We start from the raw sequence: 24,370 nt of genomic DNA on the forward strand, positions 1-24,370 counted from the left end.
GGTGGCACAGCCGGCCAGCAGCACGGCGGCGGCCAGCGGAGCCATGAAGCGAAGGGGCTTGGTCATCGTGGCATTCTCCTTGGTTGGGTCGTTGGCCCGGTCGATCGTCCCTGGGGCCGTCAATGGCAGCGGTTGCGATGAGCGTAGCACAGGCGCCATCAGCTCTCGTCGATGGACGCCAGCAGTTCGTTCAAGAATAGTAGACCGCGGGGGGAGGCTTGAAGCCTGTCGGCATCTTCCACCAGAAGTCCTTTTTTGCGGGCACCGGCGAGCCGTGCCGTGAGCCTCTCCCGCGGCTGGCCGGTGGCGGCCTCCCACACCGCCATCGGCACCCCCTCGGGGAGGCGCAGGGCATTCATGGCGAACTCCAGCGCCAGCTCCTCGCGGTCGACGGGGTGGGCATCGGCGACGAAGCCGCGCGGGTCCTGGCGGCGGCGCAGGTAGGCCTCGGGCTGGCGGCTCTTCCAGCGGCGCTCGATGGCCAGGCCGCCGGCGCCATCGGCCCGGCTCAGCTTGCCGTGGGCCCCGGCGCCGATCCCCAGGTAGTCGCCGAAGCGCCAGTAGTTGAGGTTGTGGCGCGAACGCCTCCCCGGGCGGGCATAGGCCGAGATCTCGTAGCGCTGCAGGCCCGCCGCCTCCAGGCGCTCGTGGCCGCGATCCTGGATCTCCCACAACGCCTCCTCCTCGGGCAGCGCCGGCGGGTAGCGGTAGAACTCGGTATTGGGCTCCAGGGTGAGCTGGTACCAGGAGAGGTGCTCCGGCGCCAGCGCCAGGGCCCGCTCCAGGTCCGCCAGGGCCATCTCCGGCGTCTGCCCGGGCAGGCCATGCATCAGGTCGACGTTGAGGTTGTCGAAGCCCGCCGCGCGCGCCTCGGCGAAGGCCGCCTCGGCGTCGGCGCCGTCGTGGATGCGGCCCAGCGCCGCGAGCTGCTCGGCCTGGAAGCTCTGTACCCCCAGCGATAGGCGGTTGACCCCCGCCTCGCGGTACCCGGCGAAGCGGCCACGCTCTAGGGTGCCGGGGTTGGCCTCCAGGGTGATCTCGCTATCGGCCGCCAGCGGCAGGCGCGCGGCGACCCCTTCCAGCAGGCGACGGTAGAAACCGGCGGAGAGCAGGCTCGGGGTGCCGCCGCCGATGAAGACGCTGACCAGCTCGCGCCCGCCGGCGAGCGGCAGGTCGGCGTCGAGATCGGCCAGCAACGCCTCGAGGTATTCTGCCTCGGGCAGCGTCGCCGAACGGCCGATGCCGTGGGAGTTGAAGTCACAGTAAGGGCACTTGCGCACGCACCACGGCACGTGCACATAGAGCGCAAGCGGGGGCAGCGAGGTCATGGGGCCTCGTCGGCGCCGCGGAAGCGCTCGACCAGCGCCTGCAGTGCCCGTCCGCGATGGCTCAGGCGGTTCTTCTCCGCCGCCGGCAGCTCGGCGACGCTCAGCCCCTGGTCGGGGAGCCAGAACAGCGGGTCATAGCCGAAGCCGCCTTCGCCGCGGGGGTGCGCGAGGATCTCGCCCTCCCAGCTGCGCTGGACGATGACCGGCACGGGGTCCTCGGCATGGCGCAGGTAGACCAGCACGCACCAGTAGCGCGCGGCGCGCCGTCCCTCGGGCACCTCGGCCAGGGCCTCGAGCAGCCGCGCGTTGTTGCGTGCATCGCTCTTGGGCTCGCCGGCGAAGCGCGCCGAGTAGATGCCGGGCGCCCCGTCGAGGGCATCGACCTCCAGCCCCGAGTCGTCGGCCAGGGCCGGCAGGCCACTGACGCGGCTCGCCTCGCGGGCCTTGAGCAGGGCGTTCTCGACGAAGGTCAGGCCGCTCTCCTCCACCTCGGGCACGGCGAAGTCGGACTGGGGACGCACCTGCATGCCCAGCGGCGCCAGCAGCTGGGCGAACTCGCGCAGCTTGCCGGGGTTGCCGCTGGCCAGCACCAGGGTCGCGGATAGGGTCATCGGGCTCCTCTCGGTGACGGGGTGGGCCTTATCCAAGGGTGACATGCTCCTGGATCAGCCCCACCAGGGTTTCGGCGGCGTTGTCCGCGGTGGTGTCGAGATGCACCAGGTGCAGGCGCTCCTCATCGGCGAAGGGCTCGAAGCGTCGCTGCTGGCTGGCCAGCACCGCCAGGCTCTCCTCGACGGCGCCTCCCTGGCGGTGGGCACGCTTCTCGATGCGCCGGCGCAGGGTCGCGTCGTCGGCCTCGAAGCTGACCAGCAGGCAGGGCAGGCCACGCGCCTCGGCCTGCTGGCGCAGCAGGTCGCGCTGGGCCCGGGTCAGGCAGGTGGCATCCACGCAGGCGGGGATGCCGGCATCCAGCAGCAGGCCGGCGCAGCTCGCCAGGCGCCGGTAGGTGGCCGCCGTGGCCGCCTCGCCGAAGATATCCACAACCGAGGCGTCGGCGTCGCCCTGTGGATGGATCGAGGCGTCGTCGGCCTGGGCCAGGCGCTGGCGCTCCGCCTCGGAGCTGACGCGGATCGCCCCGAGGCCGGTGACCAGTCCGCGGGTGAAGCGGCTCTTGCCGCTGCCGGAGACCCCCACGGCGATGATCAACGGCGGGAAGCGGAACTCGGCGATGCGCTCGGCCAGCGCCAGGTAGCGACGGCACTCGGCCATGCTCTCGGCGAGCAGGGCGGGGTGCTCCGGATCCCGGCCGGCGGCGGGGCGACGGCGCAGGGCGCGGCGCGCGGCGCTTACCGCGTGGCAGGTACCGTAGAGCGACAGCAGGCGGGCCAGCTCGTAGTCACCGGCGTAACGCAGGTAGCGATCCAGCGCCAGCCGGGTCAACGCCGGGGCCTCGCGCCCCTCCAGACCGACCAGCAGCGCCGCCAGGTCGCTGGCGGGGTCGTCGGCGAGCTCGGCGCCGGGCACCTCGAGGTCGCGTCCGATGGCATTGACCAGCAGCGGCCGGCCCTCGTGGCACAGCCGGCTGCCGGGGTGGCGGTGCGCCCAGCTCGGCACCCGCCGTGCGGCCCTCGCCTCGAGCAGCGGGGTCAGGCGCACCCGGTCCTGCTCGAACCAGCGGCCGAGCTGGTCGAGCCGCTGGCGCTCCTCGTCATCGAGCAGGGCCTCGCGGATCGCCGCCAGCTCGGCCGTCATGGTGCGCGCGAGGGGCTCGCCGGCAGGCTGCTCTTCGGCGTCGTGGGAAGCCGCCCCGCGATGGTAGGCCACCAGGGCGTCGATCAGCGCCTCCAGCTCCAGGCTCTCGCCGCTGGCGGCCGGGTCGGCGATGGGGGGTGAGCGCATGGCGATTCTCCCGCTGGGGGTGGACAGGTCAGGCCTCGCGCTGCATCGCGTCGAAGGCCTTCTCGGCGGCATCCAGGGTGAACTGGATGTCCTCCGGGGTGTGGGCACTGGACATGAAGCCCGCCTCATAGGCCGAGGGTGCCAGGTAGACCCCCTCGTCGAGCATCGCCGAGAAGAAGCGGCGGAAGGCGTCGGCGTCGCAGGCGGTGGCCTGGGCGAAGTTGTCCACACGGCTCTGGCCGGTGAAGAAGAGCCCGAACATGCCCCCGGCACGCTGGGTGATCATCTCCACGCCGGCGGCGTCGGCACGCTCCTGGAGGCCGTGGCAGAGGGTCTCGACGCGCTGCGCCAGGGCATCGTGGAAGCCGGGCTCGCGCAGCTTGGTGAGCAGGGCGATGCCCGCGGCCATGGCCAGCGGGTTACCGGAGAGGGTACCCGCCTGGTAGATGGGCCCCAGCGGCGAGATGTTGGACATGATCGCCTCGCTGCCGCCGAAGGCCCCCACCGGCATGCCGCCGCCGACGATCTTGCCCAGGCAGGTGAGATCGGGGCACACCCCGTAGTGGGCCTGGGCGCCGCCCATGGCGACCCGGAAGCCGGTCATCACCTCGTCGAAGATCAGCACGCTGTCATGGGCGTCACAGACCCGGCGCAGGCTCTTCAGGAAGCCCGGCTGGGGCGGGATGCAGTTCATGTTGCCGGCCACCGGCTCGACGATGATGCAGGCCACCTGGTCGCCGATCTCCTCGAAGCACTGCTCCACGGCATCGATGTCGTTGTAGGCCAGGGTCACGGTGTGCTCGGCCAGCGACGCCGGCACCCCGGGGGAGCTGGGCTCGCCGTGGGTCAACGCCCCCGAGCCCGCCTTGACCAGCAGCGAGTCGGAATGGCCGTGGTAGTTGCCCTCGAACTTGATGATCTTGTCGCGTCCTGTGACGCCGCGCGCCAGGCGGATCGCCGACATGGTGGCCTCGGTGCCGGAGTTGACCATGCGCACCATCTCGATGGAGGGGATCATCTCGCAGATCAGGTCCGCCATGGTGGTCTCGATGGCGGTGGGGGTGCCGAAGGAGAGGCCGCCGTCGAGCCGGCTGCGCACCGCGCCGAGCACCTCGGGGTCGGCGTGACCGGTGATCATCGGTCCCCAGGAGCCCACGTAGTCCACGTAGCGCTTGCCCTCCACGTCGAACAGGTAGGCACCCTGGGCGCGCTCCATGAACACCGGCGGACGCTGCAGCCCCTTGAAGGCGCGTACCGGGGAGTTGACCCCGCCGGGGATGTGTCGGCAGGCCTGGGCGAAGAGCTCGGCGGAGGTGGTCATGTCGTGTCTCGTCCTCGAGGCTGTGGATAATTCTCTGGATAAACTATTCACAGGGGGTGAAGTGGCGGTGAACACCGCCCATCTGGGCGCATCCGCGGCCCCCCGTGTCTCTCCCCATTCTCGGTGCTCCGGCCCGCAAAGGCCATACCCCCTCAGCGAGAGGCCGGGGCCGCATGCGGCGAGAGGCCAGGCAGGCGCCACAGCCGCCGGGGCAGCCGCTGGGCCTGGCCCGGTCGCCAGCCGTGGGCCAGCGCCTCCCAGGTAAAGGCCTGGGCCTGCTCGCAGGCCGCTACCAGCGACTCGCCGGCGGCCAGCCGCGCCGCCAGGCAGGACGCCAGGGTGCAGCCGGAGCCGTGGAAGCGCCCGTCCAGCCGCGGCCAGCTCCACTGGCGACTCTGGTCCGGCGTGTGCAGGGTGTGCGCCACCCGCCCTTGCGGGGTGCCCGGTACCGGGTCGTCGGTGGCGGTCACCAGCACCCCCTGGCAGCCCAGCTGCATCAGCGCCACGGCCCGCTCGGTATCCTCCTCGAGACCCGGGGAGAGCCGCGCCAGCTCCCCCCGGTTGGGGGTGAGGATATCCACCCGCGGCAGCAGTCGCTCCCGGTAGGCGTCGACCAGCTCGATTGTGGATAACTCCCGGCCGCCGCCGGCACGCAGCACCGGGTCGGCCACCACCGGCACCCCTGGGAAGCGCCCGAGGATATCGGTGACGGCGTCCAGGGTCGCCAGGTCGGCCACCAGCCCGACTTTGATCGCCGCCACCGCGAACTCGTCGAGGGCGGCGACGCTCTGGCGCATCAAGGCGGGGTCGGCGGGCACCACGGCGGCGACGTCGCGACAGGACTGCACGGTCAGGGCGGTGGGCACGGTCAACGCCCAGCCGCCCGCTGCGGCCACCGCCTCGGCGTCGGCCACCAGGCCGGCGCCGCCGGTGGGGTCGTGGCCGGCCAACACCAACACCGTGGGCAGGTGGGGCTCGAGGGCCGCCTCGCCGGCCATCAGAAGGGCTTGAGCACGGCAAGGAAGATGATGATCAGCAGGGCGATCACCGGCAGCTCGTTGAACCAGCGGAAGAAGACGTGACCCCGCTTGCAGCGCGCCTCGGCGAACTGCTTCAGGTAGATCAGGCAGACATGGTGGTAGCCCACCAGCAGCGCCACCAGCAGCAGCTTGGCGTGGATCCAGCCCTGGGTCAGCCAGCCGGGGTTGAGCACCAGCAGCATGCCGCCGAACAGCAGCACGGCGATCATCGAGGGGGTCATGATGCCGCGGTAGAGCTTGCGCTCCATGACCAGGAAGTGGTCGATCGCCTGCTGCTCGCCACGGTCACGCGCCATGGCGTGGTAGACATAGAGCCGTGGCAGGTAGAAGAGGGCGGCGAACCAGGTGACCATGGCGATCAGGTGCAGGGCCTTGAACCACAGGGTCATGGGAGCTCCTTGCGGGAATGGGGAAGTGGGTGCGGCGTCAGTCCTCGACGCGGTAGAAGCGTTCGATGGCGCCGCGGGTGATGATACCGGAAATCCGCTTCTGCTTCGGCCGGTGGCCGTGCTCCACGTAGAGGGCATCGAGCATCGAGTCGTTGAGCTTGTTGAAGGCCTCGGAGAGGGTGGCCTGCAGCCCGATGGGGGCCAGCTCCAGGCGCACCCCGGGGATCTCGAGCAGGTCCACGGGGGGCGCCTCCTCCTTGTCGCGGCTCTTCTCCCGCGCCTTGTCCCTGACCTTCTCCTTGAGCTTGCGCTTCCTGGCCGGCTTCTCCTCGCCGTCGCCCTCCGTCGCCGCCTCCTCGGCGGGCACGTCGGTCTCCTCCTCCTCGGCGGCACGCTTCTCCTCCTCGGCCGCCTGCTCGGTGAGCCAGCGAGCCAGGTCGGCGGCCTTCAGCGCCAGCACCGGCTTGTCGTCGCTGGAGCGCTCGATCAACACCCACACCGGCTCCGACTCCAGCAGCGCGCGCGCCTTCTCCCGACTCACCATGCGCTGGGTGCGTACCAGCCGGCGCTCCATCACCGCCGGCACCGAGACCCGGGAGAGCGCCTGCATCAACGGCTGCTGCAGGGGGTGTAGCCCCTGGCGGGTCACGCTGATGAAGAAGCCACCGCAGCGGCACAGCTGGCGAGCGGTGAGGCAGGAGACCACCACCGCCAGCATGCCGGGGAGGATGATGTTGGGATTATGGGTCAGCTCGAGCAGCGCCATCAGCGCCGCCAGCGGGGCCTGCAGCACCGCGCCCATCATCGCCGCCATGCCCAGCATGGCGTAGAGCGCCGGGTCGGAGGCCTCGATGGGCAGCAGCCACTGGCCGGCCAGGCCGCACAGCGCCCCGGCGGCGCCGCCCACCACCAGCACCGGACCGATGATGCTCACCGGGATCCCGCAGGCCACGGTGCCGGCGGTGAGCAGCAGCTTGCCGACGGCCACGGCGAGCAGCACGTCCACCGCCACCGAGCCGGAGAGCGTCGCCTGCAGGGTGTCGTAGCCCATGCCCTGGACCTGGGGGTACCACCAGGCCACCGCGGCCACCACGCCACCCGCCAGCAGGAAACGCAGCGCCATGGGCAGGCCCTCGAGGCGCGGTCCCAGCCGCGAGACCCGCACGAAGAGCCCCGCCAGCAGGCCGATGGCCAGGGCGCTGACGATGATCCAGGGCAGATCGAGGAGGGAGTTGAGATGGAGGTCGGGCACGCCGATCGCCGGGTCGGGGCCGTAGACCAGCTGTGCCACCACCGCGCCCATGGTGGAGGCCAGGATCACCGGCATGAAGCCGATGATGGTGTACTCCATCATCACCACCTCCATGGCGAAGATGACCCCGGCGATGGGCGTGTTGAAGGAGGCGGCGATGCCCGCCGCGGTGCCGCAGGCGACCAGCACCCGCAGGCTGTTGTGGGGCAGGCGCAGGCGCTGCCCCAGGCCGCTGGAGGCGGCCGCCCCGAGATGGATCGCCGGACCCTCGCGGCCGGCGGAGAGGCCACCCACCACCGAGACCAGGCCCACCACCCACTGGGTGAGCCAGTTGCGCAGCGGGAAGCGCCCCTGGTGATAGGCCAGGCGGTCGATCACGTGGACCACCCCGATCTGGCGCCCGGCGCCGGGCGTCGCCCACATCCACAGGCCGATCAGCGCCACCGCCGCCAGCGGCATCAGGCTGCGCAGCGCCGGCGGCAGGGCCTCGAACGCCTCGGGGCTGCCGCCCGGCAGAAGCCACAGCCCGCCCAGCTCCAGCAGGCTGCGGAACCCCACCATCAGCGCCCCGGTCAACAGGCCCGAGACGACCCCCAGCACGCAGAGTTGCGGCAGGGCATCCACGTTGGCAAGCTGTTGACGAAAGCGCTCCAGTCCATGACCGGCATCGAGGCGAGGCAATCGCGGCACGTCGCGGTATCCTTTACGACGGAGGAACGACCCTGGCGGTCCTTCATCTGTGTATCATATTCCCGCGGGGCGATGACAGCCCGGCCCCCTCCCTTCCTGGCCGCCATCGCAGCTGACTCGATCTCGATAGCGAAAGGCGTCGGGTACAGGTCTAAAAGGAAACCGGCGAGCCATATCGGCTCTACCCGCACCACTTGCCCCTTCAACCCAAGGAGTCCCACGTGATCAAGGTCGGAATCGTCGGCGGCACCGGCTATACCGGCGTCGAGCTGCTCAGGCTGCTGGCCCAGCACCCCGAGGTGAAGGTCGAGGCCATCACCTCTCGCTCCGAGGCCGGCCTGGCCGTCGCCGAGCTCTACCCCAACCTGCGCGGCCACTACGACGGCCTGACCTTCAGCGAGCCCGACGCCGAGCGCCTGGGCGCCTGCGACGCCGTCTTCTTCGCCACCCCCCATGGCGTCGCACACGCCCTGGCCGGGGAGCTGCTCGAACGCGGCACCCGGGTCATCGACCTCTCGGCGGACTTCCGCCTGCGTGACGCCGCGGAGTGGGCGCAGTGGTATGGCCAGCCCCACGGCGCCCCCGAGCTGCTCGAGGAGGCCGTCTACGGCCTGCCGGAGGTCAACCGCGAACGCATCCGCCGCGCCCGCCTGATCGCCGTGCCGGGCTGCTACCCCACCGCGGTGCAGCTCGGCCTGCTGCCGCTGCTGGAGGCCGGCCTGATCGACGCGGACCATGTCATCGCCGACTGCAAGTCCGGGGTCACCGGCGCCGGCCGCGGCGCCAAGGTGCCGTCGCTGCTGGCCGAGGCCAGCGAGTCGATGAAGGCCTACGGGGCGAGCGGCCACCGCCACCTGCCGGAGATCCGCCAGGGCCTGGGCGATGCCGCCGGCCGGGCGGTGGGGCTGACCTTCGTGCCGCACCTCACGCCGATGATACGCGGCATCCACGCCACCCTCTACGGCCGCCTCACCGGCGAGCCCGGCGACCTCCAGGCGCTGTTCGAGACGCGCTTCGCGGGCGAGCCCTTCGTCGACGTCATGCCCGCGGGCAGCCATCCCGAGACCCGCAGCGTTAAGGGCGCCAACCTCTGCCGTCTCGCCGTGCATCGCCCCGGCGACGGCGACACCGTGGTGGTGCTCTCGGTGATCGACAACCTGGTCAAGGGCGCCTCCGGCCAGGCGATCCACAACCTCAACCTGATGTTCGGCTGCGACGAGAACGCCGGCCTGGCCGCCCCCGCGATGATGCCCTGATCTGACCCTCCCACCGAACATTGAGGGCGCCAAGGGGAGGTCGCAGAGGAGGTCCTACGCCAGGGATGGCGTCGGTAGCGTACAGGGAGGTATTCACAGCGCCTCCTCGTAGACCTCCCCTTGGGATAGCCCGAATAGCCTGTCGGAAAGTTGACCATTTTGCTGGGGTTTGCGGATAATGACCGGTCACACTTTCATGCCCTGGAGTCTTCCATGAGCGAAGCCGAATCCTTCGTCCCTACGCCGCTGATGCTCTCCGCCAGCGCCAGGGCCCGGCTGCGGGCGCTGATCGAGGAGGAGGGCAACCCCGGGCTCAAGCTGCGCGTCTACGTGACCGGCGGCGGCTGCTCCGGCTTCCAGTACGGCTTCGATTTCGCCGACGAGGTCGCCGAGGACGACACCCTGGTCGAATTCGGCGACGTCGCCCTGGTGGTCGACCCGCTCTCCTACCAGTACCTGGTCGGCTCCACGGTGGACTACGAGGAGGGCCTCGCCGGCGCCCGGTTCCTGGTCCAGAACCCCAACGCCACCACCACCTGCGGCTGCGGGGCCTCCTTCATGGTCTGAGCGCCAGCAGCGTGTAATTCCCCAACTTGACGCTTTCGGGGTTTCTCGCCATGGTTGAAATGGCGAGTCCCATCAGAAAAGTCCCAAGAACGGGGAATCCCATGAAACAATCGACCTTCCTGAAACCTAGCATCCTGGCCAGCGCCCTCGCGCTAGGTACCGGCCTGGCCGGCGCCGCCCTGGCCCAGACCCCCACCGTCAACGTGGTCACCGACCCCAGCTTCGTCCCCTTCGAGATGATGGATACCGAGACCGGCGAGATGGTCGGCTTCGACATGGACATCATCAACGAGCTGGCCGAGCGCGCCGGCTTCGAGGTCAACCTGACCACCATGGAGTTCAACGGCATCATCCCGGCCGTCCAGACCGGCAGCCAGGAGATCGCCATCGCCGGCGTGACCATCACCGAGGAACGCGCCGAGATCGTCGACTTCTCCGACCCCTACTACGACTCGGGCCTGCGCATCATGGTCCGCGCCGACAACGACGAGGTGGAGACCCTCGAGGACCTCGAGGGGCTGAGCGTGGCCACCAAGATCGGCTCCACCAGCTACGACTTCCTCCAGGAGAACCTCGGCGAGAACGCCGAGATCACTCCCTACCCGGGCACCTCCGACATGTACATGGCGCTGCTCGGCGGCAACGTCGATGCCGCCTTCTACGACGCGCCCAACGTCGGCTACTTCGCCCAGACCCGCGGCGAGGGCCGCACCAAGGTGGTAGGGCCGCTCTATGAGGGCCAGCAGTACGGCATCGTCTTCCACCAGGGCAGCGAGTGGGTCGAGCCGGTGAACGAGGCGCTGGCGGCCATGAAGGAGGATGGCACCTACGACGAGATCTACACGAAGTGGTTCGGCGAGGCGCCTAGCGACGACTGAGGCGACCTCCCGCGCCAGCGTCGCCATGCAGGCGACGAGAGTGTCCGCGGGGCCGGGCGGCATGACCACCCGGCCCCGTGTCGTTCAATGTTCCCGGAGACTCCCTCGTGGACGTGACCTTCCAATTCGACTGGTCGGCCGCCTTCGGCTCGATCCCCCACCTGTTGCCGGGGGTCCCCTGGACCCTGCTGATCTCCTTCGGGGGCCTGGCCATCGGCTTCGTGATCGGCATCATCTTCGGCCTGATGCGCATCAGCTCGCTGATCTGGCTGCGCCTGCCCGCCGTCTTCTACATCGAGGTGTTCCGCGGCACCCCCATCCTGGTGCAGGTGCTGTTCATCTTCTATGGCCTGCCGCAGATCCTCGGCGGCCCCATCAACGCCCTGACCGCGGGGATCGCCGCGATCGCCGTCAACTCCGGCGCCTACATCTCCGAGGTAGTGCGCGGTGGGGTGCAGTCCATCGAGCGCGGCCAGCGCGAGGCCTCGCTCTCCCTGGGCCTGTCGCGGACCCAGGCCTTCCGCTACGTGATCTGGCCCCAGGCCTTCCGGCGCATGATCCCGCCGCTGGGCAACCAGGCGATCATCAGCATCAAGGATACCTCGCTGTTCTCGGTGATCGGCGTCGGTGAGCTGGTGCGCCAGGGACAGATCTACATCGCCACCACCTTCACCGCCATGGAGGTCTACCTGATGGTGGCGGTGCTCTACCTCGCCATCACCTGGACCCTCTCGATCGTGCTGCGCCAGCTCGAGCGCCGCGGCCTGGTCGGACAATAAGGGGAGCCCACGCATGACACAGAACGACAACGCGACCGCTCCCATCGTGCGGATGGAGAAGGTCAACAAGCACTTCGGCAGCCTGCACGTGCTCAAGGAGATCGACCTCGAGGTGATGCCGGGGGAGGTGGTGGTGGTCATCGGTGCCAGCGGCTCGGGCAAGTCGACCCTGATCCGCTGCATCAACGGCCTGGAGGAGTTCCAGTCCGGACACATCGAGGTGGACGGCAACGAACTCACCCCCCACGGCAAGAGCGGCAAGGCCCTGCAGAAGATCCGCACCGAGGTGGGCATGGTGTTCCAGCAGTTCAACCTCTTCCCCCACCTGAGCGTGCGTGACAACGTCACCCTGGCGCCGATGAAGGTACGCGGCTGGAGCGACGAGGACGCGGTGGAGACCGCGGAACGCCTGCTGGAGCGGGTCGGCATCGCCGACCAGGCCGACAAGTATCCCACCCAGCTCTCCGGGGGCCAGCAGCAGCGCGTGGCTCTGGCCCGGGCCCTGGCCATGGAGCCGCGCCTGATGCTGTTCGACGAGCCCACCTCGGCGCTCGACCCGGAGATGATCGGCGAGGTGCTCGACGCCATGCGAGAGCTGGCACGGGAGGGCATGACCATGATCATCGTCACCCACGAGATGGGCTTCGCTCGCGAGGTGGCCGACCGGGTCATCTACGTCCACAAGGGCGAGATCGCCGAGGAGGCGCCCCCCGAGACGATCTTCGACAGCCCCGCCGACGAACGTACCCGCAGCTTCCTGTCGCGGGTGCTCAAGCACTGACAGCCTGCTCATCGGCGCCGAAAAGGGCCCTGTCGCGATGCGACAGGGCCCTTTTTTCGCCTGTGGAAAAGATTGGCGCCGAGACCGCCATGAAACGCCGGAGAGGCCGCCACCGCGGGCCTCGTGGATAACCCGGGCGGTTGTTCACAGCCGCGGGCACAAGCCCGGTAGCCGGCGGTGGACAAGCGGTGCAGCGACGGCGCTGTGGACAAGCGGGCACTCCATCCACAGGCTCTCGACCGGACGTTCGCAGGCAGTCAGCCGTTTTCCCCAAGAAGGGTTAACAACGCAACCCCTTGGTTAGCAATGAATAAGAGCGCTTATCCACGGTTTTTGTCCACACCAGTAGTCACAACCACAACAGAACTTCTCTCTTTATATATTGGATATTGATTGATAGGAGAACCGGGAATCGAACCCACGGATTCACGGTGTGGAAAACCCTGACGATTACCCACAGGGGGTTTATACTGGCGGGCTGATTCCATTCCCCTGACCGAAGAGAGGCGCCGCGGCGCCAACGAGGTGCACCTTGGATTACCCCGACCGCTTCGACGTCATCGTCATCGGCGGCGGCCATGCGGGAACCGAAGCCGCCCTGGCCGCCGCGCGCATGGGCTCCCGGACCCTGCTGCTGACCCACAACATCGAGACCCTGGGGCAGATGTCCTGCAACCCGGCCATCGGCGGCATCGGCAAGAGCCACCTGGTCAAGGAGATCGATGCCCTGGGCGGGGCCATGGGGCTGGCCACCGACCTCGGGGGGATCCAGTTCCGGGTGCTCAATGCCCGCAAGGGACCGGCCGTGCGCGCCACCCGCGCCCAGGCCGACCGGATCCGCTACAAGGCGGCCATCCGCGGCATGCTGGAGAACCAGCCCAACCTGACGCTCTTCCAGCAGGCGGCCGGCGACCTGATCGTGGAGCAGGACACCGTGCGTGGCGTGGTCACCGAGACCGGTATCCGCTTCCTCGGCGAGACGGTGGTGCTGTGCACCGGCACCTTCCTCGGCGGGGTGATCCATATCGGCCTGGACAGCAGCCGCGGCGGGCGCGCCGGCGACCCGCCCTCCAACCGCCTGGCCGAGCGCCTGCGCGCCCTGCCGTTCCGGGTCGACCGCCTCAAGACCGGCACCCCGCCGCGCCTGGATGCCAGGAGCCTGGACTTCTCGCGGCTCGAGGAGCAACCCGGCGACACCCCCACCCCGGTGATGTCGTTCATGGGACGCCGCGACCAGCACCCGCGCCAGGTCAGCTGCCATATCGCCCACACCAACGAGCGCACCCACGAGATCATCCACGCCAACCTCGACCGGTCGCCGATGTACTCGGGAACCATCGAGGGGGTCGGCCCGCGCTACTGCCCCTCCATCGAGGACAAGGTGCATCGCTTCGCCGACAAGACGAGCCACCAGGTCTTCATCGAGCCGGAGGGCCTCGACACCCACGAGCTCTATCCCAACGGCATCTCCACCTCGCTGCCCTTCGACGTGCAGCTGCAGGTGGTGCGCTCCATGCAGGGGCTCGAGAACGCCCATATCACTCGCCCGGGCTATGCCATCGAGTACGATTTCTTCGACCCCCGCGACCTGCGCCATTCGCTGGAGACGAAGTTCATCGGCAACCTCTACTTCGCCGGCCAGATCAACGGCACCACCGGCTACGAGGAGGCCGGTGCCCAGGGGCTGCTGGCCGGGCTCAACGCCGCCCGCCGTGCCCAGGGGCGGGAAGCCTGGTACCCCGGCCGCGACGAGGCCTACCTCGGCGTGCTGGTGGATGACCTGATCACCCTCGGCACCCGGGAGCCCTACCGCATGTTCACCTCGCGGGCCGAGTACCGCCTGCTGCTGCGCGAGGACAATGCCGACCTGCGCCTCACCGAGCGCGGCCGCGAGCTGGGCCTGGTGGACGACGCCCGCTGGGCCGCCTTCAGCGAGAAGCGCGAGGCGATCGAGCGCGAGAGCGCCCGCCTCAAGGCCTGCTGGGTGCAGCCCGGCAGCGCCGCGGCCGGGGTCATCGCCGAGAAGACCGGCAAGGCCCCGGCCCGCGAGTACAGCCTGATGGACCTGCTCAAGCGTCCGGAGCTCGGCTATGCCGACGTCGCGGGCCTGCCGGGTCTCGACGGGACGCCGGTCACCGACGTGGCGGTGGCCGAGCAGGTGCAGATCCAGGCCAAGTACCAGGGCTACATCGACCGCCAGCAGGAGGAGATCGCCAAGCTCAAGCGCCACGAGGCGACCCCGCTGCCGGCCGACCTGGACTATGCCCGGGTCGAGGGGCTCTCCCATGAGATCCGCCAGAAGCTCGCCGAGGCGCGTCCGGAGACCCTGGCCCAGGCCGCACGCATCTCCGGGGTCACCCCGGCGGCGGTCTCGATCCTGCTGATCCACCTCAAGAAGCGCCGCCTGCTCGACGAGCAGCGGGCGGCCAGCGCATGACGAGGGTCGCCGATGCCGTGGCAGAGCGCCTCGACGCGGGGCTGGCGGGACTGGGCATCGCCGTGGACGCCGAGCAGCGCGGGCGGCTGCTCGCCCTGGTCGGCCTGTTGCACAAGTGGAACCGCGCCTATAACCTCACCGCGATACGCTCCCCCGAGGAGATGGTGGCGCGCCACCTGCTCGACAGCGCCGCGGTGCTGCCCCACGTGAGGGGCCCCAGGCTGCTCGACGTGGGGGCCGGTCCGGGCTTCCCGGGGCTGGTGCTGGCGATCCTGGCTCCCGGGCTCGAGGTCACCCTGCTCGACAGCAACGGCAAGAAGGTGCGCTTCCAGCGCCAGGCGGTGATGGAGCTGGGACTGGCCAACGTCACCCCCGTGCAGGCGCGCATCGAGGCCTTCGAGGGGCGCTTCGACCAGGTGATCTCGCGGGCCTTCGCGAGCCTCGGCGACTTCGTCGGCCTGACCCGCGAGCGGGTGGCCGAAGGTGGCCAGTGGCTGGCCATGAAGGGTCCCGCGGTGGAGGAGGAGCTCGCCGGACTGCCCCCCGAGGTGGCCCCGGTGGCCCGCCACGCCCTCGAGGTGCCGTTCGAGGTGGGCACCCGCCTGCTGGTGGTGCTCGAGCGCCGGGCCCCGGAGCGGGCCCCCTGACAACCCGCGTTTCCCCGCAACGGAGTTGCCCGTGACCAAGATCATCGCCTTGACCAACCAGAAGGGTGGCGTCGGCAAGACCACCACCGCGGTCAACCTCGCCGCCAGCCTGGCGGCCCTCGACCGCCGCGTGCTGCTGGTCGACCTCGATCCCCAGGGCCATGCCACCATGGGCAGCGGGGTGGACAAGCACGAGCTCGACGGCAGCGTGCTGGAGGTCCTGCTGGGGGAGCGCGATGCCGCCGGGGTGATCCTCGACTGTCCCGAGGCCGGCTATGCGCTGCTGCCCGGCAACGGTGACCTGACCGCCGCCGAGGTGGCGCTGCTCGATCGCGAGGCGGGACGCGAGCGCTGCCTGGACGACGCCCTGGCGGTGGTCGCCGGCGAGTACGACGTGGTGCTGATCGACTGCCCGCCCTCGCTCAACATGCTCACGGTCAACGGCCTGACCGCCGCCCACGGGGTGCTGATCCCGCTGCAGTGCGAGTTCTATGCCCTGGAGGGGCTCTCGGCGCTGCTCGATACCGTGGAGCAGATCAAGGACAGCGTGAACCCGGAGCTCGAGATCTACGGCATCCTGCGCACCATGTTCGATGCCCGCAACAGCCTGACCCGGGACGTCACCAAGCAGCTGCGCGACTACTTCGGCGATACCCTGCTCAAGGCCACCATCCCGCGCAACGTGCGGGTGGCCGAGGCGCCCAGCCACGGCCTGCCGGTCACCAAGTACGCGCGCTTCTCGCGCGGCAGCCAGGCCCACCGGGTGCTGGCCAAGGAACTGATTCGGCGCCTGTCGCTGTAGTCGCCCGATACGACGCAACCGTGATGAGGGAATGTCGATGACGCGTAAACGCGCCCTGGGACGCGGCCTGGATGCCCTGATCGGCTCCGGCGCCCGCCGCCGCGAGAGCCTGGACCTGCCCGAGGTCCCCCTGGAGGAGACGGCGGACGACACGGCGCCTGTACCGGCCGCCGCACCCGCCGCCGGGGAGCGCCTGGAGCGTCTGCCCCTGGGCCAGCTCTCGCGTGGCAAGTACCAGCCGCGTCGCGACATCCAGCCCGAGGCCCTCGAGGAGCTGGCCGACTCCATCCGCGCCCAGGGCGTGATGCAGCCCATCGTGGTGCGTCCGGTGGGCGAGGAGCGCTACGAGATCATCGCCGGCGAACGCCGCTGGCGCGCCGCCCAGCTCGCCGAGCTGGACGTGATCCCGGCGGTGATCCGCGAGGTCAGCGACGAGGTGGCCCTGGCCCTGGCGCTGATCGAGAACATCCAGCGCGAGAACCTCAACCCCATGGAGGAGGCGCTGGCCCTCAAGCGGCTGCTGGAGGAGTTCGAGCTGACCCAGCAGCAGGTGGCCGACGCGGTGGGCAAGTCCCGGGCCCAGGTCGCCAACCTGCTGCGGCTGATGGCGCTGGACCCGGAGGTGCAGACCCTGCTGGAGCGCGGCGACCTCGACATGGGCCATGCCCGCGCCCTGCTGGCGCTCTCTGCGGTCAAGCAGCGCCAGGCCGCCCACGAGGTGGTCAACCGCGACCTCACCGTGCGGGCCACCGAGGCGCTGGTGAAGCGCCTCCAGGAGGGCGCTCCGGCGCCGGCGGCCAAGGCGGTCGCCGCGAGCCCCGACGTGGCCCGGCTGGAGACCCGGCTCGGCGAGCTGCTCGGCGCGCCGGTGAAGATCCAGCATGGCCGCGGCGGCAAGGGGCGGGTCACCATTCGCTATGCCAGCCTCGACGAGCTCGACGGCATCCTCGAGCACATCCGCTAGGCCATGTGCACCGCTGGCGCAAGTCTGTCGACAATTTCTGCACCTTTGGTCGAAACGTGACCGAAAATCGTACGCGAAGCGGCCCGCTTCAGTTGATGCCCCGGGGGGGGCTTCCCTATAATCCGCGGTGGTTTAGGCTGCGGGCCAGGGCTGGGCGCGTGGCGAGCCGGGAGGAAGACCGCATGATCACCCCTCCCGCCGCCCGCCGCCGCGCCCTGGGAAGACGGCAGCTGGGCCTCGCCGCCCTGGGCGTGCTGCTGGTGACGCTGGCGGCCACGCTCGCGGCGGGGCGCGAGGGCGGAGCTTCCGCCCTCAGCGGTGGCCTGGTCGGGCTGCTGCCGCTGGCCTTCTTCGTATGGCGCAGCGGCCAGGCGCGCGGCGGCCGGCAGGCACGCCGCTTCGTGATCAACCTGTATCGCGCGGAAGCGGGCAAGTTCGGTTTGACGGTGGCATTGCTGGCAGTGGTCTTCGTGGCCGTGCCCCCCTCAAACCCGATTTCATTCTTCAGCGCATACGTGGCGACCCTTCTCATGCCCTGGCTGGCACCCTGGCTACGGCGTGAGCGGTCGACCCCACAACCGAGGTGACCTTCGCATGGCAGCAGGCAGTGAAAACACGGCGGCTTACTACATACAGCACCACCTCCAGAACCTGACCTTCGGCAACCATCCCGAGAACGGCTGGTCGCTGGCCCATTCGGCCGAGGAGGCCCGCGAGATGGGCTTCTGGGCGATCCATCTGGATACCATGGGTTGGTCCATCGCCATGGGCCTGCTGTTCATCTGGCTGTTCCGCAAGGCCGGCCGCATGGCCACCACCGGGGTGCCCGGGCCGCTGCAGAACGTCGTCGAGATGGTCATCGAGTTCATCGAGCTCACCGTGCGCGGCGCCTTCCATGGCCGCAACCCGGTGATCGCGCCGCTGGCGCTGACGCTGTTCGTCTGGATCTTCCTGATGAACCTGCTCAAGCTGGTGCCGGTGGACTACGCGCCGCAGCTCTTCTCGCGCCTCGGCATCGAGTACATGAAGCTGGTGCCGACCACCGACCCCAACGCTACCCTGGGCATGGCCATCGGCGTCTTTGCCCTGATCATCTACTACAGTCTCAAGGTCAAGGGCGTGGGCGGCTTCGCCAAGGAGCTCTCGCTGACCCCCTTCAACCACTGGTCGCTGATCCCCTTCAACCTGGTGATGGAAATCATCGGCCTGCTGGTCAAGCCGCTGAGCCTCGGCCTGCGTCTGTTCGGCAACATGTTCGCCGGCGAGGTGATCTTCATCCTGATCGCCCTGCTGCCCTTCTGGGTGATGTGGACCCTGAACGTGCCCTGGGCCATCTTCCACATCCTGGTCATCACCCTGCAGGCCTTCATCTTCACGGTGCTGTCGGTGGTCTACCTGAGCCAGGCCCACGAGCATCACTGAAGTCGATTCCCTTGCAACACCCTTAACCCCAACCCTCAACCCTTAACCCTCACTACTCTCAATCAGGAGCACTACCATGGAACTCGTCTATATCGCTGCCTCCCTCATGATCGGCCTGGGCGCTCTGGGCACCGGCATCGGCTTCGCCATCCTGGGCGGCAAGCTGCTCGAGTCGACCGCTCGCCAGCCGGAGCTGGGCGACCAGCTGCAGACCAAGACCTTCCTGATGGCCGGCCTGCTGGACGCCGTGCCGATGATCGGCGTGGGTATCGCGATGTACCTGATCTTCGTTGTTGCCGGTTGATGATTGACAGCACCGAGCGCGCCGCGCTCGGTTTGCTTGTTTCCGGTTGCCACGAACCTGTCAGAGGTACCGCCCCGTGAATATCAACATGACGCTGATCGGGCAGACGATCGCCTTCGCGATCTTTGTCTGGTTCTGCATAAAGTACGTGTGGCCGCCGATCAGCAACGCGCTCCACGAGCGCCAGAAGAAGATTGCTGACGGCCTGGATGCGGCCAGCCGTGCCTCGCGTGATCTCGAGCTCGCCCAGGAGCGTGCCGAGCAGACACTGCGCGAGAGCAAGGAGCAGGCTTCACAGATCCTCGAGCAGGCCAACAAGCGCTCCTCCCAGATGATCGAGGAGGCCCGCGAGCAGGCCCGTGCCGAAGGCGAGCGCATCGTCGCCTCCGCCCGTGCCGAGGTCGAGCAGGAAGTCAATCGTGCCAAGGACGAGCTGCGCGCACAGGTGTCCCGCCTGGCGGTCACCGGCGCCGAGCGGGTCCTGGAAGCCTCCATCGACGAGAAGGCCCATCGCAAGCTGCTCGACGAGCTTGCCGCCGAACTGTGAGGAGGTGATCCATGGCGGAACTGTCTACCGTCGCTAGGCCCTATGCCAAGGCGGCGTTCGAGTACGCACGCGATCACCAGACGCTGGATTCCTGGTCCGACTGGCTGAGCAAGCTGGCCATGGTGGTGACCAGCCGCGAGGCGCTCAAGCTGCTCTCCAGCCCCAGGCTCGACAACGAGCGCAAGGTGGCCCTGGTGACCGAGCTGGCGGAGGTCGACCTCGACGAGGCAGCCTCCCGCTTCCTCGCCACCCTGGGCGAGAAGGGGCGCCTGGCGGCACTGGCCGCCATCCGCGAACAGTTCGAGACGCTGCGCGCCGACCACGAGAAGCGGGTCGACGTCACCGTGGTGTCGGCCTACAAGCTCACCAAGGCCCAGCAGGACAAGCTCGCCGGCGCGCTCAAGAAGCGCCTGAATCGCGAAATCTCCATTACCACTCAGGTGGATCCCGAGCTTCTCGGCGGTGTCATCCTGCGTGCCGGCGATACCGTCATCGACGGGTCGGTGCGTGGTCGACTCAACCGCCTCTCCGAAGCGCTAACCGCCTGAGTCTGAGGGACATGGCATGCAGCAACTGAATCCTTCCGAGATCAGCGACATCATCAAGCAGCGTATCGAGAAGCTTGACGTCGCATCCGAAGCCCGCAACCAGGGCACCATCGTCAGCGTCTCCGACGGCATCGTGAAGATTCACGGCCTGGAAGAGGCGATGTTCGGTGAGATGATCGAATTCCCCGGCGGCATCTACGGCATGGTGCTCAACCTCGAGCGCGACTCCGTGGGCGCCGTGGTGCTGGGCGACTACCTGCAGCTCGAAGAGGGCATGACCGCCCAGTGCACCGGCCGCATCCTCGAGGTGCCGGTGGGGCCCGAGCTCAAGGGTCGCGTGGTGGATGCCCTGGGCAACCCCATCGACGGCAAGGGCGACATCAACGCCAAGCTGACCGACGCGGTGGAGAAGGTCGCCCCGGGCGTCATCACCCGCCAGTCGGTGGACCAGCCGATTCAGACCGGCTTCAAGTCCATCGATGCCATGGTGCCGATCGGCCGCGGCCAGCGTGAGCTGATCATCGGCGACCGCCAGATCGGCAAGTCGGCCATCGCCGTCGACACCATCATCAACCAGAAGGGCAAGGGCGTCACCTGCATCTACGTCGCCATCGGCCAGAAGCAGTCGACCATCGCCAGCGTGGTGCGCAAGCTCGAGGAGCATGGCGCCATGGAGCACACCATCGTGGTCGCCGCCGGCGCCGCCGACCCGGCCCCGATGCAGTTCCTGGCTCCCTACGCCGGCTGCACCATGGGCGAGTACTTCCGCGACCGCGGCGAGGATGCCCTGATCGTCTACGACGACCTCACCAAGCAGGCCTGGGCCTACCGCCAGGTCTCCCTGCTGCTGCGTCGTCCGCCGGGCCGCGAAGCCTACCCGGGTGACGTCTTCTACCTGCACTCCCGCCTGCTGGAGCGTGCCGCCCGCGTCAACGCCGACTACGTCGAGAAGTTCACCGACGGCGAGGTCAAGGGCAAGACCGGCTCGCTCACCGCGCTGCCGATCATCGAGACCCAGGGCGGCGACGTCTCGGCGTTCGTGCCGACCAACGTGATCTCCATCACCGACGGCCAGATCTTCCTCGAGACCGACCTGTTCAACTCGGGCATCCGTCCGGCCATCAACGCCGGCCTCTCGGTCTCCCGTGTCGGCGGCTCGGCCCAGACCAAGGTGATCAAGAAGCTCGGCGGCGGCGTGCGCCTGGCCCTGGCCCAGTACCGCGAGCTGGCGGCCTTCTCGCAGTTTGCCTCCGACCTCGACGAGGCGACCCGCAAGCAGCTGGAGCACGGTCAGCGCGTCACCGAGCTGATGAAGCAGAAGCAGTACACGCCGCTCTCCGTGGCCGAGATGGCGCTCTCCCTGTACGCCGCCAACGAGGGCTTCCTCGATGACGTCGACGTCAGCAAGGTCCTGGACTTCGAGCGTGCCCTGCACGACTTCATGAAGGCCGAGTACGCCGAGCTGCTCGACAAGATCAACGAGTCCGGCGACTACAATGACGAGATCCAGGCTGGCCTCAAAGAGGGTCTCGAGAAGTTCAAGGCCACTCAGAGCTGGTAAGTCCCACGGCCCGCCCCGCCACGGGGCGGGCCCAGGAGCATTCTGAGGGGCCACGAACGGAGTAGATCGCTATGGCAGCTGCAAAAGAGATACGCACCCAGATCGGGAGCATCAAGAACACGCAGAAGATCACCAGCGCCATGGAAATGGTCGCGGCATCCAAGATGCGCAGGGCCCAGGACCTGATGAAGGCCAGCCAGCCCTACGCGCGTCAGATCCGCAACGTGGTCGCGCATGTCGCCGATGCCAACCCCGAGTATCGCCATCCGTGGATGGTCGAGCGCGACGTCCAGCGCGTCGGTTATATCGTGGTCTCCACCGACCGCGGCCTGTGCGGTGGCCTGAACGTTAACCTGTTCAAGGCCGCCACCCGCGACGCCAAGGGGTGGCACGAGCAGGGCGCCGAGCTGGATTTCTGCGCGCTGGGGTCCAAGGCCGGCGGGTTCTTCAAGAACTACGGAGGCAACCTGGTCGCCGCCAAGAGCGGCCTGGGCGAGTCCCCGGAGATGGAAGACCTGATCGGTAGCGTCAAGGTCATGCTGGATGCGTACGACGAGGGCAAGCTGGACCGCCTGTTCGTGGTGTACAACGAGTTCGTCAACACCATGACCCAGAAGCCGGTGGTCCGGCAGCTCCTGCCCATCTCACCCGACATGGGCAGCGATGCGCACCAGGAAGAAGAGAACACGCGTCCCGGTAGCTGGGACTACCTGTATGAGCCGGATGCCAAGGCGCTGCTGGACAGCCTGCTGGTTCGCTTCGTCGAATCCCAGGTGTACCAGGCGGTGGTCGAGAACGGGGCCTGCGAGCAGGCCGCGCGGATGCTGGCCATGAAGAACGCCACCGACAATGCCGGCGGCCTGATCGACGACCTGGAGATGGTCTACAACAAGGCCCGCCAGGCCGCCATCACCCAGGAGATCTCGGAGATCGTCGGGGGCGCCGCCGCCGTATAGCGCCCGGAGGGCAGGGGCCCTCCCGGCACACAGGCTTCATTTGCAGGTACTTTGAGAGGATCGCAAGATGAGCGGACGTATCGTACAAATCATCGGCGCGGTGATTGACGTAGAGTTTCCGCGGGACGACGTTCCCAAGGTCTACGACGCGCTGAACGTCTCGAACTCCGAGACGGTTCTGGAGGTCCAGCAGCAGCTGGGCGACGGCGTGGTGCGCACCATCGCCATGGGCTCCACCGAGGGCCTCAAGCGTGGCATGGAGGCGACCAACACCGGCGCCGCCATCTCCGTGCCGGTGGGCAAGGAGACCCTGGGCCGCATCATGAACGTGCTGGGCCAGCCCATCGACGAGGCCGGCGACATCGGCGAGCAGGAGCGCATGCCGATCCACCGCAAGGCGCCGAGCTACGCGGAGCAGGCGGCTTCCAACGAGCTGCTGGAGACCGGCATCAAGGTCATCGACCTGGTCTGCCCCTTCGCCAAGGGCGGCAAGGTCGGCCTGTTCGGCGGCGCCGGCGTGGGCAAGACCGTGAACATGATGGAGCTGATCCGCAACATCGCCACCGAGCACAGCGGCTACTCCGTGTTCGCGGGCGTGGGGGAGCGTACCCGTGAGGGTAACGACTTCTACCACGAGATGTCGGAGTCCAACGTTCTCGACAAGGTGTCGCTGGTCTACGGCCAGATGAACGAGCCGCCCGGCAACCGCCTGCGCGTGGCCCTGACCGGCCTGACCATCGCCGAGAAGTTCCGCGATGAAGGCCGCGACGTGCTGCTGTTCGTCGACAACATCTACCGCTACACCCTGGCCGGTACCGAGGTCTCCGCCCTGCTGGGCCGCATGCCCTCCGCGGTGGGTTACCAGCCGACCCTGGCCGAGGAGATGGGTGTGCTCCAGGAGCGCATCACCTCCACCAAGACTGGCTCCATCACCTCCGTGCAGGCGGTGTACGTGCCCGCGGACGACCTCACCGATCCGTCCCCGGCCACCACCTTCTCGCACCTGGACGCCACCGTGGTACTGGCACGCTCCATCGCGGAGCTGGGTATCTACCCCGCCATCGACCCGCTGGACTCCACCTCGCGCCAGCTCGACCCGCTGGTGGTCGGCGAGGAGCACTACAACACCGCCCGCGGTGTGCAGGGCGTGCTGCAGCGCTACAAGGAGCTCAAGGACATCATCGCCATCCTGGGCATGGACGAGCTCTCCGACGAGGACAAGCTCACCGTCTCCCGGGCGCGTAAGATCCAGCGCTTCCTGTCGCAGCCGTTCTTCGTCGCCGAGGTCTTCACCGGCGCACCCGGCAAGTACGTGTCCCTCAAGGACACCATCCGCGGCTTCCAGGGCATCCTCAACGGCGAGTATGACGAGCTGCCGGAGCAGGCCTTCTACATGGTGGGTACCATCGACGAAGCGGTCGAGAAAGCCAACCAGTCGAAGTAATCGGCGTCCCACCAGGAGGACTTCGCTATGGCGAACAGCTTCAAGTGCGAGATCGTCAGCGCCGAGGAGGGCATCTTCTCCGGCGAGATCGAGCGCGTGGTCGCCACCGGCCGCATGGGCGAGCTGGGCATCCTGCCCGGCCACGCCCCGCTGCTCACCGAGCTCAAGCCGGGCCCGGTGCGGGTGATCCACGATGGCGAGGAGGAGCACTACTACGTCTCCGGCGGCTTCCTCGAGGTCCAGCCCGACGTGGTGACCATCCTCGCCGACTCCGCCGTCCGCGCCCATGACCTGGACGAGGCGGCGGCCGAGGAGGCCCGCCAGCAGGCTCTCAGGCAGCTGAACGACAAGTCCGCGGAGCTGGACTACACCCGTGCCGCGGCGGAGCTCGCCGAGGCGGCGGCCCAGCTGCGCACCGTCCAGCAGCTGCGCAAGAAGCTCGGCAAGGGCTGAGCCCCGCGCCGGGATGCGCAACGCGCCCCCCTGCCTGGCGGAGACGTCGGGGCAGGGGGGCGTTCTCGTTCCTGCCGTGGCGTCCGCCCGGCCCGATGAGGCGCC

General features: G+C 68.7%; 25 protein-coding genes. 18 read left to right on the forward strand and 7 right to left on the reverse strand.

Annotated elements, in window-relative coordinates; all coding sequences use genetic code 11:
- Positions 1–158: 158 nt before the first annotated feature.
- The 7 genes from hemW to Q673_RS29780 all read right to left on the reverse strand — a co-directional run bounded on the left by hemW (position 159) and on the right by Q673_RS29780 (position 7,919).
- A complete protein-coding gene (hemW, locus tag Q673_RS29750) occupies positions 159–1,328 on the reverse strand; it encodes a radical SAM family heme chaperone HemW (RefSeq protein ID WP_023006384.1) in 1,170 nt (389 codons plus the stop codon).
- Positions 1,325–1,939: an RdgB/HAM1 family non-canonical purine NTP pyrophosphatase gene (gene rdgB / locus Q673_RS29755; RefSeq protein WP_023006385.1), complete on the reverse strand. Its 615-nt coding sequence runs from the start codon at positions 1,937–1,939 to the stop codon at positions 1,325–1,327. The genes hemW and rdgB overlap by 4 nt, the downstream gene beginning before the upstream one ends.
- A gap of 28 nt (positions 1,940–1,967) precedes the next feature.
- Positions 1,968–3,227 carry an AAA family ATPase gene (locus Q673_RS29760; protein ID WP_023006386.1) on the reverse strand — a complete coding sequence of 420 codons (1,260 nt, stop codon included), beginning with the start codon at positions 3,225–3,227 and terminating at the stop codon, positions 1,968–1,970.
- 28 nt (positions 3,228–3,255) lie between these two features.
- Positions 3,256–4,548 (reverse strand): glutamate-1-semialdehyde 2,1-aminomutase, encoded by a 1,293-nt coding sequence (gene hemL, locus Q673_RS29765; RefSeq protein ID WP_023006387.1) that lies wholly within the window; start codon positions 4,546–4,548, stop codon positions 3,256–3,258.
- Positions 4,549–4,700: 152 nt separating this feature from the next.
- On the reverse strand, positions 4,701–5,546 hold the full coding sequence (thiD, locus tag Q673_RS29770) for a bifunctional hydroxymethylpyrimidine kinase/phosphomethylpyrimidine kinase (RefSeq protein WP_023006388.1): 846 nt from the start codon (positions 5,544–5,546) through the stop codon (positions 4,701–4,703).
- Positions 5,546–5,977: a protoporphyrinogen oxidase HemJ gene (gene hemJ, locus Q673_RS29775; protein WP_023006389.1), complete on the reverse strand. Its 432-nt coding sequence runs from the start codon at positions 5,975–5,977 to the stop codon at positions 5,546–5,548. Before hemJ ends, thiD begins: the two co-directional genes overlap by 1 nt.
- Positions 5,978–6,014: 37 nt before the next feature.
- Positions 6,015–7,919, reverse strand: a complete 1,905-nt coding sequence (locus tag Q673_RS29780; protein ID WP_031218323.1) for a chloride channel protein — start codon at positions 7,917–7,919, stop codon at positions 6,015–6,017.
- A 221-nt stretch (positions 7,920–8,140) separates the two neighbouring features.
- Between Q673_RS29780 and argC the strand changes: the two genes are divergently transcribed.
- From argC to Q673_RS29870, 18 genes are all read left to right on the forward strand, one after another.
- On the forward strand, positions 8,141–9,175 hold the full coding sequence (argC, locus tag Q673_RS29785) for an N-acetyl-gamma-glutamyl-phosphate reductase (RefSeq protein ID WP_023006391.1): 1,035 nt from the start codon (positions 8,141–8,143) through the stop codon (positions 9,173–9,175).
- Positions 9,176–9,388: 213 nt separating this feature from the next.
- Complete coding sequence (gene erpA, locus Q673_RS29790) at positions 9,389–9,742, forward strand: iron-sulfur cluster insertion protein ErpA (RefSeq protein ID WP_023006392.1); 354 nt, start codon at positions 9,389–9,391, stop codon at positions 9,740–9,742.
- A 101-nt stretch (positions 9,743–9,843) separates the two neighbouring features.
- Positions 9,844–10,620: a transporter substrate-binding domain-containing protein gene (locus tag Q673_RS29795; RefSeq protein ID WP_023006393.1), complete on the forward strand. Its 777-nt coding sequence runs from the start codon at positions 9,844–9,846 to the stop codon at positions 10,618–10,620.
- A gap of 107 nt (positions 10,621–10,727) precedes the next feature.
- A complete protein-coding gene (locus Q673_RS29800) occupies positions 10,728–11,399 on the forward strand; it encodes an amino acid ABC transporter permease (protein WP_023006394.1) in 672 nt (223 codons plus the stop codon).
- Between the two features lie 13 nt (positions 11,400–11,412).
- Positions 11,413–12,180, forward strand: a complete 768-nt coding sequence (locus tag Q673_RS29805) for an amino acid ABC transporter ATP-binding protein (RefSeq protein ID WP_023006395.1) — start codon at positions 11,413–11,415, stop codon at positions 12,178–12,180.
- 532 nt (positions 12,181–12,712) lie between these two features.
- Positions 12,713–14,617 (forward strand): tRNA uridine-5-carboxymethylaminomethyl(34) synthesis enzyme MnmG, encoded by a 1,905-nt coding sequence (gene mnmG, locus Q673_RS29810; RefSeq protein ID WP_023006396.1) that lies wholly within the window; start codon positions 12,713–12,715, stop codon positions 14,615–14,617.
- Positions 14,614–15,264 carry a 16S rRNA (guanine(527)-N(7))-methyltransferase RsmG gene (gene rsmG, locus Q673_RS29815; RefSeq protein WP_023006397.1) on the forward strand — a complete coding sequence of 217 codons (651 nt, stop codon included), beginning with the start codon at positions 14,614–14,616 and terminating at the stop codon, positions 15,262–15,264. Before mnmG ends, rsmG begins: the two co-directional genes overlap by 4 nt.
- 31 nt (positions 15,265–15,295) lie before the next feature.
- Positions 15,296–16,066 (forward strand): ParA family protein, encoded by a 771-nt coding sequence (locus Q673_RS29820; protein ID WP_023006398.1) that lies wholly within the window; start codon positions 15,296–15,298, stop codon positions 16,064–16,066.
- A gap of 37 nt (positions 16,067–16,103) precedes the next feature.
- Positions 16,104–17,030, forward strand: a complete 927-nt coding sequence (locus Q673_RS29825; protein WP_023006399.1) for a ParB/RepB/Spo0J family partition protein — start codon at positions 16,104–16,106, stop codon at positions 17,028–17,030.
- 182 nt (positions 17,031–17,212) lie between these two features.
- The gene (locus Q673_RS29830) at positions 17,213–17,617 is read left to right on the forward strand and encodes an ATP synthase subunit I (RefSeq protein ID WP_023006400.1); all 405 of its coding nucleotides are present in this window, start codon (positions 17,213–17,215) and stop codon (positions 17,615–17,617) included.
- Between the two features lie 7 nt (positions 17,618–17,624).
- Positions 17,625–18,452: a F0F1 ATP synthase subunit A gene (atpB, locus tag Q673_RS29835; protein ID WP_023006401.1), complete on the forward strand. Its 828-nt coding sequence runs from the start codon at positions 17,625–17,627 to the stop codon at positions 18,450–18,452.
- A 76-nt stretch (positions 18,453–18,528) separates the two neighbouring features.
- On the forward strand, positions 18,529–18,756 hold the full coding sequence (gene atpE, locus Q673_RS29840) for a F0F1 ATP synthase subunit C (protein WP_023006402.1): 228 nt from the start codon (positions 18,529–18,531) through the stop codon (positions 18,754–18,756).
- 76 nt (positions 18,757–18,832) lie between these two features.
- Positions 18,833–19,303, forward strand: coding sequence for a F0F1 ATP synthase subunit B (locus Q673_RS29845; RefSeq protein WP_023006403.1), 471 nt, complete (start codon positions 18,833–18,835; stop codon positions 19,301–19,303).
- Between the two features lie 11 nt (positions 19,304–19,314).
- Positions 19,315–19,851: a F0F1 ATP synthase subunit delta gene (locus Q673_RS29850; protein ID WP_023006404.1), complete on the forward strand. Its 537-nt coding sequence runs from the start codon at positions 19,315–19,317 to the stop codon at positions 19,849–19,851.
- A 16-nt stretch (positions 19,852–19,867) separates the two neighbouring features.
- On the forward strand, positions 19,868–21,412 hold the full coding sequence (gene atpA, locus Q673_RS29855) for a F0F1 ATP synthase subunit alpha (RefSeq protein ID WP_023006405.1): 1,545 nt from the start codon (positions 19,868–19,870) through the stop codon (positions 21,410–21,412).
- Positions 21,413–21,483: 71 nt separating this feature from the next.
- On the forward strand, positions 21,484–22,368 hold the full coding sequence (gene atpG / locus Q673_RS29860; RefSeq protein ID WP_023006406.1) for a F0F1 ATP synthase subunit gamma: 885 nt from the start codon (positions 21,484–21,486) through the stop codon (positions 22,366–22,368).
- Positions 22,369–22,435: 67 nt separating this feature from the next.
- Positions 22,436–23,812 carry a F0F1 ATP synthase subunit beta gene (gene atpD / locus Q673_RS29865; protein WP_023006407.1) on the forward strand — a complete coding sequence of 459 codons (1,377 nt, stop codon included), beginning with the start codon at positions 22,436–22,438 and terminating at the stop codon, positions 23,810–23,812.
- A 27-nt stretch (positions 23,813–23,839) separates the two neighbouring features.
- Complete coding sequence (locus Q673_RS29870) at positions 23,840–24,265, forward strand: F0F1 ATP synthase subunit epsilon (RefSeq protein ID WP_023006408.1); 426 nt, start codon at positions 23,840–23,842, stop codon at positions 24,263–24,265.
- The last annotated feature ends 105 nt before the right edge of the window (positions 24,266–24,370 follow it).

Source organism: Halomonas sp. PBN3, from assembly GCF_000475415.1.
In the GTDB taxonomy this organism is placed as follows: domain Bacteria; phylum Pseudomonadota; class Gammaproteobacteria; order Pseudomonadales; family Halomonadaceae; genus Halomonas; species Halomonas shengliensis.

What these genes read in the sequence shown, in the direction of transcription:
- rsmG (WP_023006397.1), top strand. Translation starts at nt 14,614, where the DNA reads ATGACGAGGGTCGCCGATGCCGTGGCAGAGCGCCTCGACGCGGGGCTG.
- Q673_RS29805 (WP_023006395.1), top strand. Translation starts at nt 11,413, where the DNA reads ATGACACAGAACGACAACGCGACCGCTCCCATCGTGCGGATGGAGAAG.
- rdgB (WP_023006385.1), bottom strand. Translation starts at nt 1,939, where the DNA reads ATGACCCTATCCGCGACCCTGGTGCTGGCCAGCGGCAACCCCGGCAAG.
- Q673_RS29830 (WP_023006400.1), top strand. Translation starts at nt 17,213, where the DNA reads ATGATCACCCCTCCCGCCGCCCGCCGCCGCGCCCTGGGAAGACGGCAG.
- Q673_RS29850 (WP_023006404.1), top strand. Translation starts at nt 19,315, where the DNA reads ATGGCGGAACTGTCTACCGTCGCTAGGCCCTATGCCAAGGCGGCGTTC.
- atpB (WP_023006401.1), top strand. Translation starts at nt 17,625, where the DNA reads ATGGCAGCAGGCAGTGAAAACACGGCGGCTTACTACATACAGCACCAC.
- thiD (WP_023006388.1), bottom strand. Translation starts at nt 5,546, where the DNA reads ATGGCCGGCGAGGCGGCCCTCGAGCCCCACCTGCCCACGGTGTTGGTG.
- erpA (WP_023006392.1), top strand. Translation starts at nt 9,389, where the DNA reads ATGAGCGAAGCCGAATCCTTCGTCCCTACGCCGCTGATGCTCTCCGCC.
- Q673_RS29795 (WP_023006393.1), top strand. Translation starts at nt 9,844, where the DNA reads ATGAAACAATCGACCTTCCTGAAACCTAGCATCCTGGCCAGCGCCCTC.
- hemW (WP_023006384.1), bottom strand. Translation starts at nt 1,328, where the DNA reads ATGACCTCGCTGCCCCCGCTTGCGCTCTATGTGCACGTGCCGTGGTGC.
- atpG (WP_023006406.1), top strand. Translation starts at nt 21,484, where the DNA reads ATGGCAGCTGCAAAAGAGATACGCACCCAGATCGGGAGCATCAAGAAC.
- Q673_RS29825 (WP_023006399.1), top strand. Translation starts at nt 16,104, where the DNA reads ATGACGCGTAAACGCGCCCTGGGACGCGGCCTGGATGCCCTGATCGGC.
- hemL (WP_023006387.1), bottom strand. Translation starts at nt 4,548, where the DNA reads ATGACCACCTCCGCCGAGCTCTTCGCCCAGGCCTGCCGACACATCCCC.
- Q673_RS29870 (WP_023006408.1), top strand. Translation starts at nt 23,840, where the DNA reads ATGGCGAACAGCTTCAAGTGCGAGATCGTCAGCGCCGAGGAGGGCATC.
- atpD (WP_023006407.1), top strand. Translation starts at nt 22,436, where the DNA reads ATGAGCGGACGTATCGTACAAATCATCGGCGCGGTGATTGACGTAGAG.
- atpE (WP_023006402.1), top strand. Translation starts at nt 18,529, where the DNA reads ATGGAACTCGTCTATATCGCTGCCTCCCTCATGATCGGCCTGGGCGCT.
- Q673_RS29760 (WP_023006386.1), bottom strand. Translation starts at nt 3,227, where the DNA reads ATGCGCTCACCCCCCATCGCCGACCCGGCCGCCAGCGGCGAGAGCCTG.
- hemJ (WP_023006389.1), bottom strand. Translation starts at nt 5,977, where the DNA reads ATGACCCTGTGGTTCAAGGCCCTGCACCTGATCGCCATGGTCACCTGG.
- atpA (WP_023006405.1), top strand. Translation starts at nt 19,868, where the DNA reads ATGCAGCAACTGAATCCTTCCGAGATCAGCGACATCATCAAGCAGCGT.